The sequence below is a fragment of the Enterovibrio qingdaonensis genome (genome assembly GCF_028683135.1).
GTDB lineage: Bacteria > Pseudomonadota > Gammaproteobacteria > Enterobacterales > Vibrionaceae > Enterovibrio > Enterovibrio qingdaonensis.
Map to the genome: position 1 here is coordinate 321,802 of NZ_JAJUBB010000001.1, position 17,376 is coordinate 339,177.

11 protein-coding genes are annotated in these 17,376 nt (G+C 45.6%); 5 read left to right on the plus strand and 6 right to left on the minus strand.

Features of this window, described 5'->3' with window-relative positions:
* Positions 1–55 precede the first annotated feature (55 nt).
* Together LRP49_RS01520 and LRP49_RS01525 are read right to left on the minus strand one after the other, a co-directional pair.
* On the minus strand, positions 56–1,186 hold the full coding sequence (locus LRP49_RS01520; RefSeq protein WP_274139697.1) for a helix-turn-helix transcriptional regulator: 1,131 nt from the start codon (positions 1,184–1,186) through the stop codon (positions 56–58).
* A 119-nt stretch (positions 1,187–1,305) separates the two neighbouring features.
* The gene (locus tag LRP49_RS01525; protein WP_274139698.1) at positions 1,306–3,849 is read right to left on the minus strand and encodes an Ig-like domain-containing protein; all 2,544 of its coding nucleotides are present in this window, start codon (positions 3,847–3,849) and stop codon (positions 1,306–1,308) included.
* Positions 3,850–4,154: 305 nt separating this feature from the next.
* Between LRP49_RS01525 and dctP the strand changes: the two genes are divergently transcribed.
* On the plus strand, positions 4,155–5,189 hold the full coding sequence (gene dctP / locus LRP49_RS01530) for a TRAP transporter substrate-binding protein DctP (RefSeq protein ID WP_337992934.1): 1,035 nt from the start codon (positions 4,155–4,157) through the stop codon (positions 5,187–5,189).
* 16 nt (positions 5,190–5,205) lie between these two features.
* Here dctP and LRP49_RS01535 read toward each other — a convergent pair whose 3' ends face one another.
* Positions 5,206–7,323: an EAL domain-containing protein gene (locus tag LRP49_RS01535; protein WP_274139700.1), complete on the minus strand. Its 2,118-nt coding sequence runs from the start codon at positions 7,321–7,323 to the stop codon at positions 5,206–5,208.
* 532 nt (positions 7,324–7,855) lie between these two features.
* Between LRP49_RS01535 and LRP49_RS01540 the strand changes: the two genes are divergently transcribed.
* Entirely contained in the window at positions 7,856–8,431 is a 576-nt protein-coding gene (locus tag LRP49_RS01540; protein ID WP_274139702.1) for a hypothetical protein, read from the plus strand.
* Here the strand turns inward: LRP49_RS01540 and gloA2 are convergent, their stop codons facing one another.
* The gene (gene gloA2 / locus LRP49_RS01545) at positions 8,432–8,821 is read right to left on the minus strand and encodes an SMU1112c/YaeR family gloxylase I-like metalloprotein (RefSeq protein ID WP_274139703.1); all 390 of its coding nucleotides are present in this window, start codon (positions 8,819–8,821) and stop codon (positions 8,432–8,434) included.
* A gap of 476 nt (positions 8,822–9,297) precedes the next feature.
* Between gloA2 and dgt the strand changes: the two genes are divergently transcribed.
* Positions 9,298–10,764: a dGTPase gene (dgt, locus tag LRP49_RS01550; protein WP_274139704.1), complete on the plus strand. Its 1,467-nt coding sequence runs from the start codon at positions 9,298–9,300 to the stop codon at positions 10,762–10,764.
* Between the two features lie 29 nt (positions 10,765–10,793).
* Here the strand turns inward: dgt and LRP49_RS01555 are convergent, their stop codons facing one another.
* On the minus strand, positions 10,794–11,411 hold the full coding sequence (locus tag LRP49_RS01555) for a TetR/AcrR family transcriptional regulator (RefSeq protein ID WP_274139705.1): 618 nt from the start codon (positions 11,409–11,411) through the stop codon (positions 10,794–10,796).
* 155 nt (positions 11,412–11,566) lie between these two features.
* Here LRP49_RS01555 and LRP49_RS01560 point away from each other — a divergent pair, with 155 nt between their 5' ends.
* Together LRP49_RS01560 and LRP49_RS01565 are read left to right on the plus strand one after the other, a co-directional pair.
* Positions 11,567–12,658: an efflux RND transporter periplasmic adaptor subunit gene (locus LRP49_RS01560; protein WP_274139706.1), complete on the plus strand. Its 1,092-nt coding sequence runs from the start codon at positions 11,567–11,569 to the stop codon at positions 12,656–12,658.
* 6 nt (positions 12,659–12,664) lie between these two features.
* Positions 12,665–15,763 (plus strand): efflux RND transporter permease subunit, encoded by a 3,099-nt coding sequence (locus LRP49_RS01565; RefSeq protein WP_274139707.1) that lies wholly within the window; start codon positions 12,665–12,667, stop codon positions 15,761–15,763.
* A 442-nt stretch (positions 15,764–16,205) separates the two neighbouring features.
* Here LRP49_RS01565 and LRP49_RS01570 read toward each other — a convergent pair whose 3' ends face one another.
* On the minus strand, positions 16,206–17,366 hold the full coding sequence (locus LRP49_RS01570) for an AAA family ATPase (protein WP_274139708.1): 1,161 nt from the start codon (positions 17,364–17,366) through the stop codon (positions 16,206–16,208).
* Positions 17,367–17,376: the final 10 nt, after the last annotated feature.

Here is a 17,376-nt window from a genome sequence, read left to right on the forward strand (position 1 = left end):
AGAAACAACTAACACTGATGACTATACGTTTAAAGGCCTATAAGCGAGGTAGAGCCTAAACGCTATGTTGAAGAAGCATGCTGATCAACTTGGCTTGAGTATGCGTTCTGGTCTTGGTCATTAGGTTTTTTAAATGCGATTTAATTGTCTCTCGCGAACGAAAAAGCGTATCTGAGATCTCTTGAAGCGAATTACCTTTAACAAGTAGTTCCGCCACACGTTCTTCTGATTTGGTGAAACCATATGCTTTAGAAATAAACGCCATTACTTTTTCTTCGGCAACTTTTATGGTCACCAATATTCGCACCTTAGACTTTCCGGAAAAATCCTCTCCCAACACTAGGGGAGATAACCGGATTTGCATGGCTGGCTCAGTAGGAGAGGCATTAATAGGAATGATTATTTGTGATGCGTGGACACCACCTTGCGCAATCTCTTTGCAGCTTTTCGCAAGCAGTCTTTTTAGTGACCCATCTGAAGAGCTAAGTACGCCATTGCGAACACTTAATACACTATGTTTAATGAATATATCTTCCGCCAACGCGTTTGAAAGCAGCAGCTTTCCTTGGTCATCAATAACACCTATCGCACAATTATAGACCTCACAGATAGCCTCAAAAATGGCCTTATTTTGTAGGTGTTGTCGGTTCTGTTCATAGATTCCAAATGCCGTGACGAAATGGGAAACAAGGACACTTAGCACACGGAATTCTTCTTCGTCAAAACCATCCACTTTCGAACTGCGGTTGAGAGCGACAAACGCATATTCTTCTTCGGAGAGGAGGAAGTTGCTGCCCATAATATGCCCAACATCGGCAGGCACATGATATTCATTGAAAAACCAACTCCCCTTAAATGGAGCATGCTTCTGAACCGAATTTAACACCATGACTTCAGTCGGTGGGACTGCCGCAGCAACACTATAAATTGGGTCATAAACAAATGTATCTTGAAAAGATGCCATCACGGGGGGTAAGTCGGTGATATGCAGGAAATTGGGTGTGAGATTTTTAGGGTTGAAGCTACCAAGCATACAGCGGTTTGCGCCGAGTTCTTTTTCTATCCTCTCTAATGCAGGCATCCAGTTTCCATTGGAAGCACTTTCATAAATAGAAGCGATCAGTCCATGTAAATCAGTCTTCATACCGCCAGCCTCAGTGACTACAAATAGCTTTTTCCAAAGCATGCAAATTAGCTCGAACGGTTAAGTCTAGAAAAACAGGCGAATATACAAGTGTCTCAATATACAAAGTTAAGCATAAAAAAAGGGAGCAAATGCTCCCTTTTCGATTATGCAATTAGGTTCTATTGACCCGCATTCATCGCGTTTAATTTGTCGCCCACTGGGCCCGAGAAATTAAAGCCATCATGCTGATCCCAATTTATAGACCACGTCATCACACCGCCATAGTTCGGGTAATTAAACGCTGGAACCACAGTGCCACAGCGTGACCCTTTCGTTAGACAATCCAGCGCATCGAGAATATTTTGCGTTGGAGCTTGACCGGAGTTTGCTGAACTTGGACCAGATGGTAAACCAATCGCCACTTGATCATCTCGAAGCGGCGCAAACATTTGCCCGTTCGCCAGCTCAAACCCTTCGATCAGCATCTTGGATTGTGCCACCATCATATCCACTGAGCCTTCAGGTGCTGCACCAGGTAGGTACGGATTAGGCAAACCACCATTGTTGTACAACTGAACATGCAGAAGATCCAATGTATCGCGTAGCTCATCAATTAACGGAATATACGCTCCCCAAATACCACTGTAAGCCACCATGCCGCCGTGAACGTACGGATGCTCTGGAGCCATGGTTAGATACATATCCCCACCCATGTTGGCTTCGATTTGCTTCAGTGCGCGTGGCAAGCGTGCCTGGATTTGAGAACCATGAAGAAGGTTGGATCCACTTTCCAAGTCGATATCTAACCCATCAAAGCCCCATTCTTTGACAATGTCCGTCAGGCTCGAAACGAAGTTTGCCTCATCTGCGTCAGTGTTCAAGGTAATCGTACCCTCAGCACCTCCGAGAGAAAGCACAAACACTTTACCTTTCGCCTGAAGTGCAGCCATGTCTTGTTTGAAACGCTGCGGATCAAGCGGCGCACAGTCACTATAGATATCGCCTGCATACAGATTGAAATGCACCGTACCATCACTACCACGATCATTTTCTGCAAACGCAATATCGATGATGTCCCACGCATCTGACATTTCACTCAGATTGATAGGACATCCCGCACCATTCACGAAATTATGCCAGTAACCAACGAGTTTATGTTTCACCGAAGATTGTTCGAAGACTTTAACAGTTGCTCCATCAGTCGTCGCAGTAAGGCCAGAATCATCCGTCGCAATTGCGGAAACCACATAGCTACCAATCGCTCCCGGTGTCCACGTCGCACTGTAAGGTGCGGTCGCATCTGTCGCGACGACGACGCCATCAACAGCGAAATCAACTTTCGAAATTACGCCAGCAAAAGAACTTGCTTCAGCAGAAAGTGTGACTGGCTTGCCTAAGCCAACGCTTGATCCCGATGTCGGCGATGTCAACGTGGCGACAACGGGTTGATCGCTAACACTCACCAGTACCGCATCTGTTCCAGTGTTACCCTCGTTATCTGTTGCAACGGCACTCAAGCTCTTGTTACCAAGTCCACTTGCCAGCCAATCCAAGGAATAAGGTGCCGTGGTATCTGATCCCAAACTTTGCCCGTCAACGAAGAACTCGACACCCGAAACAGAGCCATCTGCATCAGAGGCATCAACAGCAAGAGAAACTGTGCTACCTGCAAGTACGGTGGCATTGATCGCTGGCGAGGTGAATGTCACCGTTGGCACAATGGCGCAAATACCAAGTTCAGTCCACGCATCTTGCCAATGTGCACCATTGTTTGGCTCATAAGCCCATGCGGCGTCTGACGAACACCAACCCGCGACATCACATTGATATTTAAAGTTTCCATTTTGAACGATGTCACCCGCTAAATAGCGAGTACCCGCTTGGTAAACGGGAACACCTGCGCAACCACCACCAATGCTTTCGCCAGCAACATTGACTGAAACCTCTCCCGTCCAGCCTGAGAAACCGTCTTGGTCGATCGCTTTCGCTTTAAATGTTTTCACCCCTTTGGTTGCCGTCCATACCACCTCGTAGGGTGCAGTATCGTCCTGACCGACAATCGCATTGTCCACGTAAAACTCGACGCGAGATACCACACCATCAGCATCCGTTGCCGAGGCTTGAATCAGCACCTCGTCACCCGCTTTAAGCTGGGACTGAGCCGTTGGACTTAGTAATACAGCTTCTGGCGGTGTTGCGACATCCGTTGGAACAACTTGAATATCAACGGTTGATGTTGACGTGGCACCTTCATTGTCCGTCACCACAGCAGAGATAACGTAGTCACCGGTTAAGGCGAGCCAACTCAAGGTATAAGGTGCTTGTGTTACAACGCCTAGGCGAACACCATTGGCAAAAAACTCTACGTCTGCCACTGTGCCATCTGTATCAGCGGCTTCAGCAGCGAGCACAACCTGATCACCATCCGTCAATTGTGCATTGTTCAAAGGAGATGTGATGTTAACCGTAGGAGATTGATTGCCCGCCACCGAACATTGGCCGAGTGCTTGCCATTCCTGCCATTGTCCGGAGTGACTTGCAGGGTCTTTGCCCGATGTCCACCAGTTTGCTTTGTATGCTTCACCAAGGTGGGCGACCTGATTACCACCGGTATACACGGCCGAACTTTCCCACGCAGGCAGAGCGGTACAATCCACAGCCCAAGACGGAAAAGCCGTTGCTATACTCAGCGTGACCGCTGAAAGCAATAGGGGTTTGTGCATAATGAATTTCCTTATTCGAGAAATAGATAGGTGGGCTTTCACTTTATTTTTGTTGTGAATTATCCCGACTTCATCATGAGAAGTTCTTCAGATACACGCCATCGCATTTGTAACATTTGTTTTCATTTTGCAAACCTGACTCATAACCACGCAGCAACACATTCCCCTTTCAAAATCAAAACTCTGACAACATCACTATTTTCCCTTCAGCTAGAATTTGTCCTAGCAACCAATCGATGTCACGCCAGTGCCTATTGATAAGCTTCATTGAAGTAACCATTCGACAGAGAAGAAGGATCTAAAATATGTCGAGTATGAAATGCAAAGCGGTCGCATTATTTTGCTTTCTCGAGATCGCGCTGTGGCCCTCTCTCGCATTGGCTGACGATGTGGAAACAACCGTATGGCGATTTGGGTTGGAAGAAATCGATGGGTCTGTTCAGGACATCTATGCGCAGGAGTTCAAACGCGTCATCGAACAAAAATCCAACGGCAGGATAAGCGTTGATATATACGCGTATGGCACTTTGGGGGAATCGGAAGACCTTACCGCTCTCACCGCCAACGGTACACTGCAACTGACCAATGCCTCGACAGGTATTTTGGGTGGTCTAATTCCCGAAATTCAAGTGTTTAATATCCCTTACCTTTTCTCTGCCGATGATCGTGTTAACCAACAAGTACTCAGTAGCAATCACGTTATCTATGAAGTGATTGGGGATGCTTTAATTGACAATAACCTTCGATTAATGACCATGTATTTAGAAGGTGAAATGATATGGTCAACCAACAAGTTAATTCGACGTCCGCGAGACTTCAAAGACTTTAAAATGCGAGTGATGAATGCGCCGTTAATCAAACAAACATACACATTGTTTGGTGCTGATCCTGTCCCGCTTCCCTACTCACAGATCTATGGTGCTCTTCAAAACTCGATCATTGACGGTCAAATAAACCCATTGTTTTCTATCGAAGAGATGAAGTTTTATGAAGTAACGGACTACTTAATTTGGGCGGGCCAACAAAGATTTACCACTTCTGTCCTTGCTAACCAGTCATGGTATTTGTCGCTAAGTATTGAAGACAAAGAATTACTCAGAGACACGCTTGCCGAGATGTCGGACTTCATTTTTGAACACCAAGTCGCACTAAATGCCGCACAATTGAAGAAGATCAAATACTACAAGCCAGATATGATTTTGATACACCTTACCCAACGTGAGAGAAACCGGTTTAAAAAGCTGGCAGCCCCTGTAAGGGCTGCGTATTTGAAGACAAGTGGGGAGAAAGGCAAGCGGCTATTGCTCGCCTTGGAAGAAGCGTTATCTGCGAAAAAATAGAGAGCGTTTCTACTCTCTATAGGGACAATGGAACAGGCTTGTTAACATGTTTAGAGGCTAATGCGCTGCGTTGAAGCGCATAGCTTTTCAAGTCTCTCGCCGAAACAGATTTACTGAAATACCAACCTTGAATAACAGCATCAGTCTCACGTGTCACAATGTTAAATTGCTCCGCAGTTTCAACACCTTCAACGATGATATTCATACCAAGTTGCTTCGCGATGCCAGCAAGGCTGTTGAATACTTGCTTACCGCGCTCGGTTGATAAGGCAAGTACAAAGCTTCTATCGATTTTAATCGCATCAATATCAAAGCGATTTAAATAACTCAACGAACTGTAACCCGTACCAAAATCGTCAATATGGACTGGCGAACCTGCTTCGTGAAGACGAGAAATAGACGCTTCAACGAGAGACTCTTTTTCTGCCAATGACTCTTCAGTGATCTCAAAATGGATGAGCCCAGGTATTTCTGATACGAGTGAAATGACTTCGTCCATCACTGCCATGTCAGTCAGCGTATGACTCGTAATGTTTACGCTGATCGGCATGTAGAAACCTTGCTCGATCCATTTTTTACTTTGCTGAACGGATTGCCTGATCACCCAGATATCAATGTCCGTCATCAGGTTAGCTTTCTCAAACACGGGCAAGAAACTCGCTGGAGATTCTACATTGCCGTAGTTGTCTCGCAATCGGATGAGTGCTTCTGCCCCAACCACTTGTCGCGTTTTACCTGATACCTGTGGTTGATATTCTAAATAGAACTCCCGTGACGCCAATGTCTCTAATTGCTTTTGAACACCTTCAATTTCTCTCACTTTTTTAAGTGATTCCGTTACCGGATCAACAGCCAATATGTAGGCTTCCTCTTCACGACGCATGAATGTTGTATCTAATGAAGGGATATACAAATCGCGATTCTTTACATGTCGATCGAGTAGACGAACAAAAGGCCAATAGATCAGTGTACTTAGCAGCACTAACGCGAGCTGCAAAACAACGGCTCTTGAGTCCCCTCCAGTGGATATAAATGCGTTCAATATGAGAGGGCTAGTAATGGGGGCAATGACAACCGGAACAGCAACCAACCCCATATTCATTACCGTCACGGTAATAAACATGTTTGTAACAGGAGCAAGGAAGAATGGCAGCAGCAACCTAAGGTTAAAAATGACAGGCAGCCCAAACATCAGTATTTCATTAATGTTGAACAGCCCTAAAGGAACACTTGTAACCGCAATCACCCTCATTATCTTGTTTTTCGAAAACAAGATAACTGCAAGAGCCAAGCCCAAGGTAGCACCTGAACCTCCCACAAACATAAACGCTGATAGCGTAGAAATGTTCATTGCATTGCCGGGGATCCCACCTGCCGCTTCAATGACTCTATTCATGTCTAACGCATCGAAGAGGGGGTGTACGAGCGGTGTTAATGCGTAATAACCATGAATACCTAAAAACCAAAGCAGGGAATTTAGAAGAGAGAAAATAGCTCCCACACCATAGGGGTCATTTATCGGATCAAAGCTTTGAAGAAAAGCGGTCGAGTTTAATACACCATCCAATACTGTGAGAGATTTGGTCACCATCATCACGACTAACGTGACTATCACACCTGGGATGATAAGGTTCATCGCGTCTTTGACAAGCTTACCAGAGACCTCACTTTCAACCAGTCTCGCCCACTTTTGCTTCTTCAGTTTTGATAACAGCGGGACTGCATAAAGAGGCAAAGTCAAACCAATAAACGTCAACATAATCGACGACAAATGGCTTTCATACCCTAGAACTTTCTCAGCAACCGCAACATAGGAAATACACAAAACAGCAATTGGAGGCCGAGGGAGACGCCACTGGATCGCAAGCATCATGCTGATACTCGCAGAAAAAAGGTAAGGATAAAGTGATGTTAAGGATTCCCTTAACAGATTCAGTTCGTGGATAAAAACTGGAGCATCGACTTGAAGAAACTCAAGCATGCTCGCAACAAAGCCTAAAATACTCGACACTATCAGGCATGGTACAAGCCAAAGCATACCATCACGCATTGCTCGTAAAGAGCGCGTAACCGCCTCTACTTTATAAAGATTAGGCAATGATAGTAATGACTTACCCGTTTGTTTCGCTTTCATTAAATATCGCTTTTATGGACCACGGTATTTCAGTGTTCGTACATCAAATCAGAAACGAGATATCGCTCGTATTATTTGCTGTGACTAAATTTAGTTTCCTATTGTAATGTCTGGTGACTGCAAAGCAATATGTACTTATCGACAAATTATGTAACTTTTATCCCTTTCATTCACGCGATTAATGCAAGCCAATATTTCATCACCCTAGGCACTGAATGGCTTCATAGGCAGTCACTGTAATTTTAGAGCGCACCGTTTATACGTTCCCTTCGCCAAACTAAAAAGGCAATTTTGGGATCTTGAGTCAAATATCAATATGTTATCAAATCACGTGAGACGAACAAATAACGAGTGCATAACCATCTATTTACATCTACCAACCTGATATCTGTATTGTCTCGCCAATCTGCTTATAGAAATATTTTAAAGTATCAACAGAACAAATAAGAGTTAAAATTTCAGCATCCATTATTTCAGTATATCTATATTGCCACTATAATTATTGGTATCGCATTCTGGTAAAGACAAAAAGATGAAGCGTATATTTCACTCAAAACACTTATTATTTGTACTTTTCTTCTGTACGCTGCTACCCACGACAGTCAACGCATTTGGAAAATCTAAACCACATTTTGTCGACACAATAAAACTCCATGGATATATCGATACCTACGGTAATTTGCGACTAAAAAACACTCACTTTGAGGTGCTACCGGAAGATTTAACAATAGTCGGTTTTTTAGACATCGAATCCAGTAACATCACTCGCCTCCCAGATACGTTAGTCGTCAAAGGCTACTTAAACGCGTCACACAGCAAACTAACTCGTATTCCAAAAATTGAAGTGGGCGGTTACATGAACTTTACGGGCTCGTCACTCTCTGCCTTGCCTGCTGGTTTAACCGTCAATGGCGATTTAAGTTTGGTCGACACACCAATAACCAATTTACCTCGACGATTAAACGTCAAAGGAAATCTCTACCTTTCCAACACAAAAATAAACAAACTCCCACCTGATTTACGCGTATCCGGAGATGTGTATCTTCGCGGTACTAAGGTGAAAGAGATTCCTAAAGGGCTAGCAATTAGAGGAACGATTTACCGATAATCAGCCTTCATACAATTCAAGAGGCAACCCATCGGGATCACTAAAAAAGGTAAATCTGCGACCAGTTAAGGTGTCAATGCGAACGCTCTCAGTCACAACATCGCATTCGTTCAAGTAACCGATCACACGTTCAATGTCAGTGACCCGAAATGCAAGGTGCCTTAATCCTCTCGCTTCGGGATACGAGTGTCTTGCCGGGCTATTTGGAAAAGAGAAAACTTCTAGTTGTCCGCCATCAGGCAGTTGGAGATCAAGCTTCCAAGAGTCCCTCTCTTCACGATACGTCTCGTTTGCGATTGGGAGCTGAAGTATTTCTGTATAGAACTGTTTAGATCGTTGATAGTCGCTTACGATGATCGCAACGTGGTGGATACCTTCCAAAAATGACATTACAACTCCTTTTCCTTGGTTGTAAACTTCGCCAAAACATGCGGTAAAATTTACCACACCTCAATACATACAAAACACTACCACAACTAACACTCTGATTTTATTGCAGTCCCACATTGGCACACAAGTTGCTGTAGACAATATATATCTTCAGTATACGGAAATTGTTTATGCATGTATCAAAGCGGGCTCAACGTAGTTTATTTGGCTTGATGGTTTTTGGCATCGGCGCATTTTTAGGCATCGTTCTGTCGTTCTTACTGATAACCTAACCACGCTTTCAAAATGGACTTAGCGACCGAAGAATGCAACTTTACACATATATTGAAAAACAATACCGTCAGGGAGTTCCCCCTCATCTCGATATTGGCTATCGGTAATACGAGCCCTCACTCTCGGTTAGCATAGAAAGTGTACAATTTTAGCTATCAGATATAAGGTAATGAAATCGCGTTATTTATCATCGAGAAAACTCAATGTCTAAAATCGATTTCGGCACCAAGATTAGCGCAGCACGCCCTTACAATACCAAAACAAGTCGTGACAACATTCATAGGGCGCTTGAAAGTGACCGAGGTCGAATCATAAATTCCGCTCCCATTCGACGACTTCAGCAAAAAACCCAAGTTTTCCCACTTGAGCGCAATTCCGCCGTACGCAGTCGACTTACCCACTCAATGGAAGTTCAGCAAGTGGGTCGGTTTATCGTTCATTCTATTTATGAAAAATTGGAAAGGTCGCCCTCTTGCCATGGTCTTGAAGGGTTGGAACGGTCTGTCGAATCTTTGGTTGAAATCGCATGCTTAATGCACGACATGGGGAATCCGCCTTTTGGTCATTGCGGGGAAGATGCCATCAATCGTTGGTTCAATAAAAATGTTGATGCTCTCTACCCAATGCAACAGCTATTACAAGGAGGAATACAATCTGATATCGCTTCTGTCAAAGAGGAGCTTTGCCATTTTGATGGTAATGCACAGGCTATTCGCTTGATCCATTCTTTGCATCGCTTCAACCTAACCTACAGCCAAACGGCTGCGGTGTTGAAATACACCCGTCCCGGCACTGAAGCTAAACGTGATTCACCGCTCGACAAAAACTACTTAACCAAAAAAGTCGGGTACTACCTGACTGAAAAACCTTTTATCACGGCTTTAATGCAAGAAATGGCCATGGAGAAATATTGTCGCCACCCACTCAGTTACATTATGGAAGCGGCCGATGATATCTCCTATTGCTTGGCAGACATCGAGGATGCTGTTGAAAAGCGCATCTTGTCGCTGGAAAAGCTAACTGAACTGCTCAAAAAAACGTTTTATAAACTCGAACCGACGAACAGGCCAATTTATCGAACCAAAACGTTCGACCTAGCACTGGACGAGGTGTATGAGCAGTCTCAAACCGATGAAATCAGCAAACCTCACCGCTTTTTTATTAAGTTACGTGTGGCAATGGTTCACCCCCTAGTCAATCACGCAGCTCGGCAGTTTACTGACAATATCCATGCTGTATTCAGTGGTGAGTTCAATCGTGCCCTTCTTGAAGACGACAGTCAGTATCACGCTATCGCAAAAACATTTAAACAAGTGGCTATCGACCACGTATTCAATGATCCCGAAGTCGAAACGTTGGAGTTGCAAGGTTATAAAATCATCGGAGGATTGTTAGATGAATACCGTCCACTACTCGAAATGCCAATAGAAGATTTCGCCAATATTGTGAACGGTGAAGGGCGTTACTACCCGGTCGAACGACGGCTTTTTAACAAATTATCGCAGAAACACGTAGCTGCCTATCGGCTTGCATTGAAACAAACAGCGCAGGTTGATGACACAAACTTGTGGGAGTTTTATCTGCGCTGTCGCTTATTACAAGATTACATCAGCGGCATGACAGATCAGTTTGCCTTTGATGAGTACAAAAGCTTAATGGTCACCGAGTAAATACAACCACTATAGCCAAGCCTCTTTGGCTATAGTGGAAAGCCATACCCTCTTAGAAACACTTCAACACAACTATCGGTATGAATGCGACGTGTAACCTCATCTTCATTTGCATCAAACCCAAAATATGCCCAATAAACCGACCGACCGTGCAACATAAGGAGAAGTTGCATGGCTGCCATCTCTGTATCGTTACAAAACGGCAAATCCCCGCGAGCAACCAGTAGATTTAAATAGCCACTCAATAGCTGAACATTTCGCGTTGGCCCTTGCTCAAGGTAAATTGCCGCGATTTCAGGGTGCGAGTCTGACTGGCGTACAATGTTTTGAAACATATTGATCGCATCTTCACCCAGAATGAGGTTCTGGAATTGCCATGCGTATTCCTTTAAAACCGTGTCCGCAGGTCTCGTGTCTTTTTCAAGATTCCAATCAATACCTGCACTCTTACATTTTTCAACTATGCACGTTTCGAACAACTGATCTTTATTGCTGAAATGCGCGTAAACCGTTTGCTTAGAAACATTTGCAAAGTCTGCGATAGCCCCCATAGATATGCCATAACCCTGCTTTGAAAACAGTGTCGACGCCGCCTCCAAAATCTGCTGACGTTTTTGTTCTTTACGTTGAAGAAGGTTCGTAGCCATTTCTATCCCTGACAAAACAGTGCAAAAAAACAGGTAAATTTCTGCGCAAAAAAACACCAAATCATACTGGACAGTCTAGTCCACTTGCATTATTTTTAACCAATATGGACTGGACGGTCTAGTCTAAAAGATAAACGGACGATGAGAATTTCGCAATGCGTAAACGGATTACCAGCATAATGTTCGTGACATCTCTCACTGCGCTGACGGCTTGCAATCTGCAATCTGAGGCACAGGAGCAGAAACTTCAAACCGTCAAACCTACTGTCACTGTGACCGAGATAAACCTTGTTTCAAGCTATCGCGTTCCGAAAGAGTTTGTTGGCACCGTACAAGTCGGGCAGCGTGCAAACTTGGGGTTTGAGCTCGCAGGAAAAATCAACGCATTGTTTGTAGACGTGGGTGATACCGTCGCTAAAGGCCAACCCCTTGCCCAACTCGACACACTGCTTCTTGATACGGAATCACGTCAACTCTCCGCTCAGTTTGAACAGCTTGATGCCCAACTTGCGCTGACAAAAACCAACCTTCAACGCCAGCGTCAATTAAAAAAGAAAGGCTTTAGTGCTGATGCTGAAATAGACTCGCTCACCAGCCAACGTGATGCCTTGCGCGCAAACATGCGAGAGCTTGAAGCCACCCTTGCCTCCAACACATTGCGAAAAGAAAAATCGACCATCTATGCACCGTATGAAGGGCAAGTCAGCGAACGCTTCGTTTCTGTAGGCGATGTCATCAACATGGGTGCCCCTACCTTCACCTTGCTATCAAATAAACAGAATGAAGCACGAATTGGCATCCCCATTAAGTACCTCACTTCTATTGCCAATAAACCGACCACAAACATTCGAATCGGCAATGACAGTTATCCATCGCAACTTCTCAACCCCGGTGCTGCTGTGGATGCGCGTTCTCGTACCGTACAACTTCGTTATGCCTTACCAGACAGCGTTTCCGTTATCAGCGGTCAACTCGTTTACCTTCAGGATACAAATGAGTTTGCTGCCGATGGGTTTTGGATCCCTCTAACCAGCCTAACCGATGGTCTGCGTGGTACATGGAATGTATTTGAGGCCAATGGTGATGGAAACGGAGGACACCAAATCGCCCGTCGTTCGGTACAAGTGATCCATGCTGATGAAGAAAAAGCCTTTGTTTCAGGTCCCATGGAAAATGGCGACATGATCGTAACAGACGGCGTGCACCGCATTGTTTCTGGGCAACAGGTCAATATCGTAGAGGAGTAATTCAACATGGAAAAACTTCTCAAAAACACACGGTTGCTCGTTCTTTTTACAGTTCTGATACTCGTATCTGGTTACTCGGCACTTTCCACCCTTCCCCGAGCGGAAGACCCAGCACTGGTCAATCGTTGGGCCACCATTACTACCGCTTATCCCGGTGCAAGTGCCGAACGCGTTGAAGCATTGGTCACTGAACCTGTAGAAAATGAATTGAGATCTTTGGATGAAATTAACCTCATAGAATCCCAATCCAAACCCGGCATCTCTGTTATCACGGTTGAGCTCAATGACAGCCTGACAGAAACCGAACCCGTATGGTCAAAGATTCGAGATAAACTAAGTGATGCCGTCCCCTCTTTACCGGATGATGCCCTTGAACCTGAGTTCGACAACGATCATTCCAACGCCTTCACGTACATCACAGCACTAAAATGGAACGGAAATGGCGAGCCAGATGAGCTTATACTTGGACGCTACGCAAAAGAACTTGCCAAACGATGGCGTAACCTATCTGGTACAGAATTCGTCGATATACACGGTCTGCCAGCCGAAGAAATACTCGTCACATTGGACATTGCGGATGCAAGTGCCCTCGGACAAACGGCCCTTTCTTTGTCGCAATCCATTGTCGGAGCCGATGCAAAAAATGCAGCAGGAGAGCTCCATAACGACAACAATCGCTTCCAACTCGAAGTCGCCGGGGCCCTCGATTCGATTACACGTGTCAAACAGGTTCCCGTTGCCATGGATCCAAATGGCTTCTTGGTTCGCCTAGAAGACATTGCGACTGTTAAACGTACTAAAGCCATGCCACCTGACCAGATTGCCATTATTGATGGAGAGCCAGCGGTACTGGTGTCCGCAAGAATGCAGAGTAGTATCCGGGTGGATCAGTGGACTCACTCAGCCGATAAAATGCTAGATGTGTTTCGAAGCGAATTGCCAGACAACATTGAACTAAAACCATTGTTCAAACAAAGCCGATACACAGAAACCCGCCTTTCTGACTTGGTCGACAGCTTGCTTCTTGGTTTTGGGCTTGTGTTGATCGTGCTATTCGTCACGCTCGGTTTTCGCTCAGCCATCCTTGTCGCGCTCTCTCTCCCAATAGCGTCGGCGTTTACGCTCGCGATGATGAGTTTTACTGGCTTACCGATTAACCAAATGTCTGTCACGGGCTTGATTGTATCTCTTGGGATTATGGTCGATAACGCCATCGTGATGGTCGACACTATCCAACATTTTCGCCAACAAAACGTGAAACGCTTAGAGTCAGCAATGCGTGCGATTCGTCACTTGTGGCTCCCTCTGCTTGGCTCGACGCTGACGACCATTTTGGCTTTTGCACCCATATTCCTAATGCCGGGTCCAGCCGGAGAATTCGTTGGCGCGATAGCAATAACCGTCAGCTTCTCCTTGGTAGGATCTTACATTGTTTCTCAGTTGTTGGTTTCTGGGTTCGCAGCAAGGTGGTTACCCGCTGGAGAGTCGAGTACACGTTGGTATCACGCGGGTATAAACATACCTGCAATCAGCAAATTGTTTAAACAGACGGTGCGTACTGCTGTCCGTTTCCCTTGGTTGTCTATTCCCTTGGTTTTTCTCGTTCCGTTTGCGGGCTTTTGGTCTGCCGGTCAATTAACCGAACAGTTTTTCCCACCCTCTGACAGAGACATGTTTGAAATTCAGGTCTTCCTCGCTCCACAAGCGAGTATCGCGACCACACTTGAAACAACAAAGGAAATAGACGCGGTATTAGCGAAGACGGATGACATTGAGCAGGTTGGCTGGCTCCATGGCACTAACTTCCCGTCTTTTTACTACAACATTATGGCCCGGCAGCACGGTGCGCCGAATTTTGCTCAAGCCATGGTCAAAGCAAAGGACTTTAATGCAGCCAATGAAATGATCCCCGAACTACAAGTGACACTGTCACGTAAATTTCCTCATGCGCAAATATTGGTGCGTAAGCTCGAGCAAGGACCGCCATTTAATGCACCAATAGAAGTGCGTGTGTATGGACCAAATTTAGATACCTTGAGGGAAATCAGTGAGCGTGTCAGGTTACTTATGTCCGAAACACCCGATGTGATTAATACACGGGAAACCTTGCAACCAGGCACCCCAAAAATATCGGTAAACGTCAACGAAGAATCTAGCCACCTAACAGGAATGCGGCTTGCTGACATTGCGCTCTTACTCAATGCATCCATGTCAGGCATAGTTCAAGGCAGCGTGATTGAAGGCACTGAATCCATCCCGGTTCGCGTCCGCGTGTCTGATGAATCACGTTCGAACCTAAACCAACTGAGTCAATTGCGGTTGCCTATTTCAGGAGGTAACACGCCTTCTGATCTTCCGCTTTCCGCATTGGCAGAAATGTCTGTTGAGCCCAGTCGAGGTTCGATACCACATCGAAACGGAGAACGAATCAATGTGATTGAAGGATACATTACGGCAGGTGTTCTTCCTCAGACTGCGCTGAACGCGTTTACCGACATTCTAGAACGCACTGACTTGAAACTGCCTCCGGGCTATAGATTAGAGTTTGGGGGAGAATCTGCTGAGAGAGACGCTTCGGTAAATCAGTTGATGGCAAATCTGACTATCGTGATTATCTTACTCATTGCGGTGGTTGTAATCTCCTTTAATTCCTTCCGATTGAGCGGCATTATATTTCTTGCTGGCATACAGGCTGCCGGACTGGGCCTACTCTCTGTTTGGGCGTTCGGCTATCCGTTTGGATTCACCGTGATCATTGGCTTGTTAGGGTTAGTCGGTCTTGCGATCAACGCGTCGATTGTCATATTGGCTGAGCTAAAGGCAAACCCAGCCGCCAAATCTGGCGATGTCGACGCTATTGTGGACGCCGTAAGTAGCTGCGGCCGCCATATTACGTCTACAACCATCACCACCATTGGCGGGTTTCTACCGCTCATCCTCGCTGGCGGTGGCTTCTGGCCCCCTTTTGCCATCGCTATTGCGGGAGGGACACTTCTGACAACAATACTCTCGTTTTACTTCGTACCTGCCGCATTTAAAACCGCTGGCTGGCTAAGGCCTTACGATAAGCCCTGTGCGTTAGAAAGCTGTGACGTGGAAAGTTAAATCATTACGCCAAACAGCGTAATCACAGAATTTGAGTTGTTCAGTTACAAAAATGGCCACCTTTTCGGTGGCCATTTTTTCGCTCTACCTTCGCGATAAATCCGCTTAGGTGACCCAACTAAAACGCGTTCAAAACAGGGCTCGCCATTAAGCCCATGAGCAGCAAGATAGGAAAAAGCAATTTGATATAAAATGGAATTCGCATTCTTATTGTCCTTATAATTTTGCGCCCACTCGGCCTATTCCTGACCTTGATTGTGGAGTGAGTGCATATTCATCCAAGTGCAGCTAAGCCAGATAATTATAGACACGAAATTTCGAACTCACATACAGAATTGCATACTATTTTAGGCAAATAATTTTGATCCACTGCACATAGTATTGAAATACGTACGATTTGTTCGTCAATCTACTGAGGGGTTAATCAATACGCTATCTGGTGCTAATCTGGCCAATGCCAATTTGGCGTATCTAACATTCCTTGCCCTTGCACCTCTGTTTGACCCAATGCTTTTTCTAACTCAATTGCATTGCAATCAGGGTGAGCATTCAAGGCATTGATGAGTCTGTTCGCGTGAGAGATCACCCAAACCTGAGATTGCTGAGATGCATGGCAAATCAATCGGGCTAGCGCAGGCAAAAGATCCGGATGTAAACTGGTTTCAGGTTCATTTAGCACCATTAAAGACGGCGGCCTCGGAGTCAGCAAAGCTGCTACCCAGAGGACAAACCGCAGCGTGCCGTCTGACAACTCTGCACCCGACAGCGGGCGTAAAAGCCCCTTTTGATAAAACTCAATCGCAAATCGTCCGTCTTCGCTAGCAACAACACGCAGATGGCAGCCCGGAAATGCGTCCTCAATGGTTCGGTCTAATGCTTCTTTATCACCAATCTCAATGATCGTCTGAAGAGCCGCAGCTAAATCTCTACCATCATGGTGAAGTACTGGCGTTCGTGTACCTAGCTGAGGTTTTCTTGCAGGTGCATCAGCATCTGTTCGGAAGTGATCATAGAAACGCCACCCCCGAATCATTTCTCTTACGTGGTAAACCTCTGCCGCAGCACTGGGGTCGGCATGCGCATCAAACAGGCTATCAAAGCTCGGAATATGTTGTGAAGCCACCTCCCACTGGCGTCTATTTCGGATTTTTACAACATGACCTTTGCGTTCAACTAAACAGCTTGCAGGCCTATAATACGGGCCGTTGAATATCGTCTCATGCTTAATCTCCGGATCAAAACAAAAGGCAGATGAGGACGGTGTTGGCAGTCCAAGCGATATTGCATATCCAAACGTTTCACTGGCAAACCCCATCTTCAGGCGAACAACATTTTTCCGCGTACTGCCTTGTACTTCCACATCACCGCGTCGCATAGCGCCGGATATTTCTTCTGGCCCGGCCCAGAACGTTGAATGCAATCCGCCTTCTTCGGCTAGCGAATTGATCACACCGCCGGACGCCGTCTTAGCCAGAAGCCTTAACGCTTTGTAGAGGTTCGACTTGCCACAACCATTGGGACCCGTGATCAAATTCAATGGCCCCAAAGGAATCGTCAAGTTCATGATTGAGCGGTAATTCGCAATTGAAAGCGTTGTTAACATAGGACGCACC

Coding starts and splice junctions, on each gene's coding strand:
- LRP49_RS01520 (WP_274139697.1), bottom strand. CDS start 1,186: ATGCTTTGGAAAAAGCTATTTGTAGTCACTGAGGCTGGCGGTATGAAG.
- LRP49_RS01560 (WP_274139706.1), top strand. CDS start 11,567: ATGCGTAAACGGATTACCAGCATAATGTTCGTGACATCTCTCACTGCG.
- LRP49_RS01525 (WP_274139698.1), bottom strand. CDS start 3,849: ATGCACAAACCCCTATTGCTTTCAGCGGTCACGCTGAGTATAGCAACG.
- dctP (WP_337992934.1), top strand. CDS start 4,155: ATGTCGAGTATGAAATGCAAAGCGGTCGCATTATTTTGCTTTCTCGAG.
- LRP49_RS01570 (WP_274139708.1), bottom strand. CDS start 17,366: ATGTTAACAACGCTTTCAATTGCGAATTACCGCTCAATCATGAACTTG.
- gloA2 (WP_274139703.1), bottom strand. CDS start 8,821: ATGTCATTTTTGGAAGGTATCCACCACGTTGCGATCATCGTAAGCGAC.
- dgt (WP_274139704.1), top strand. CDS start 9,298: ATGTCTAAAATCGATTTCGGCACCAAGATTAGCGCAGCACGCCCTTAC.
- LRP49_RS01565 (WP_274139707.1), top strand. CDS start 12,665: ATGGAAAAACTTCTCAAAAACACACGGTTGCTCGTTCTTTTTACAGTT.
- LRP49_RS01535 (WP_274139700.1), bottom strand. CDS start 7,323: ATGAAAGCGAAACAAACGGGTAAGTCATTACTATCATTGCCTAATCTT.
- LRP49_RS01540 (WP_274139702.1), top strand. CDS start 7,856: ATGAAGCGTATATTTCACTCAAAACACTTATTATTTGTACTTTTCTTC.
- LRP49_RS01555 (WP_274139705.1), bottom strand. CDS start 11,411: ATGGCTACGAACCTTCTTCAACGTAAAGAACAAAAACGTCAGCAGATT.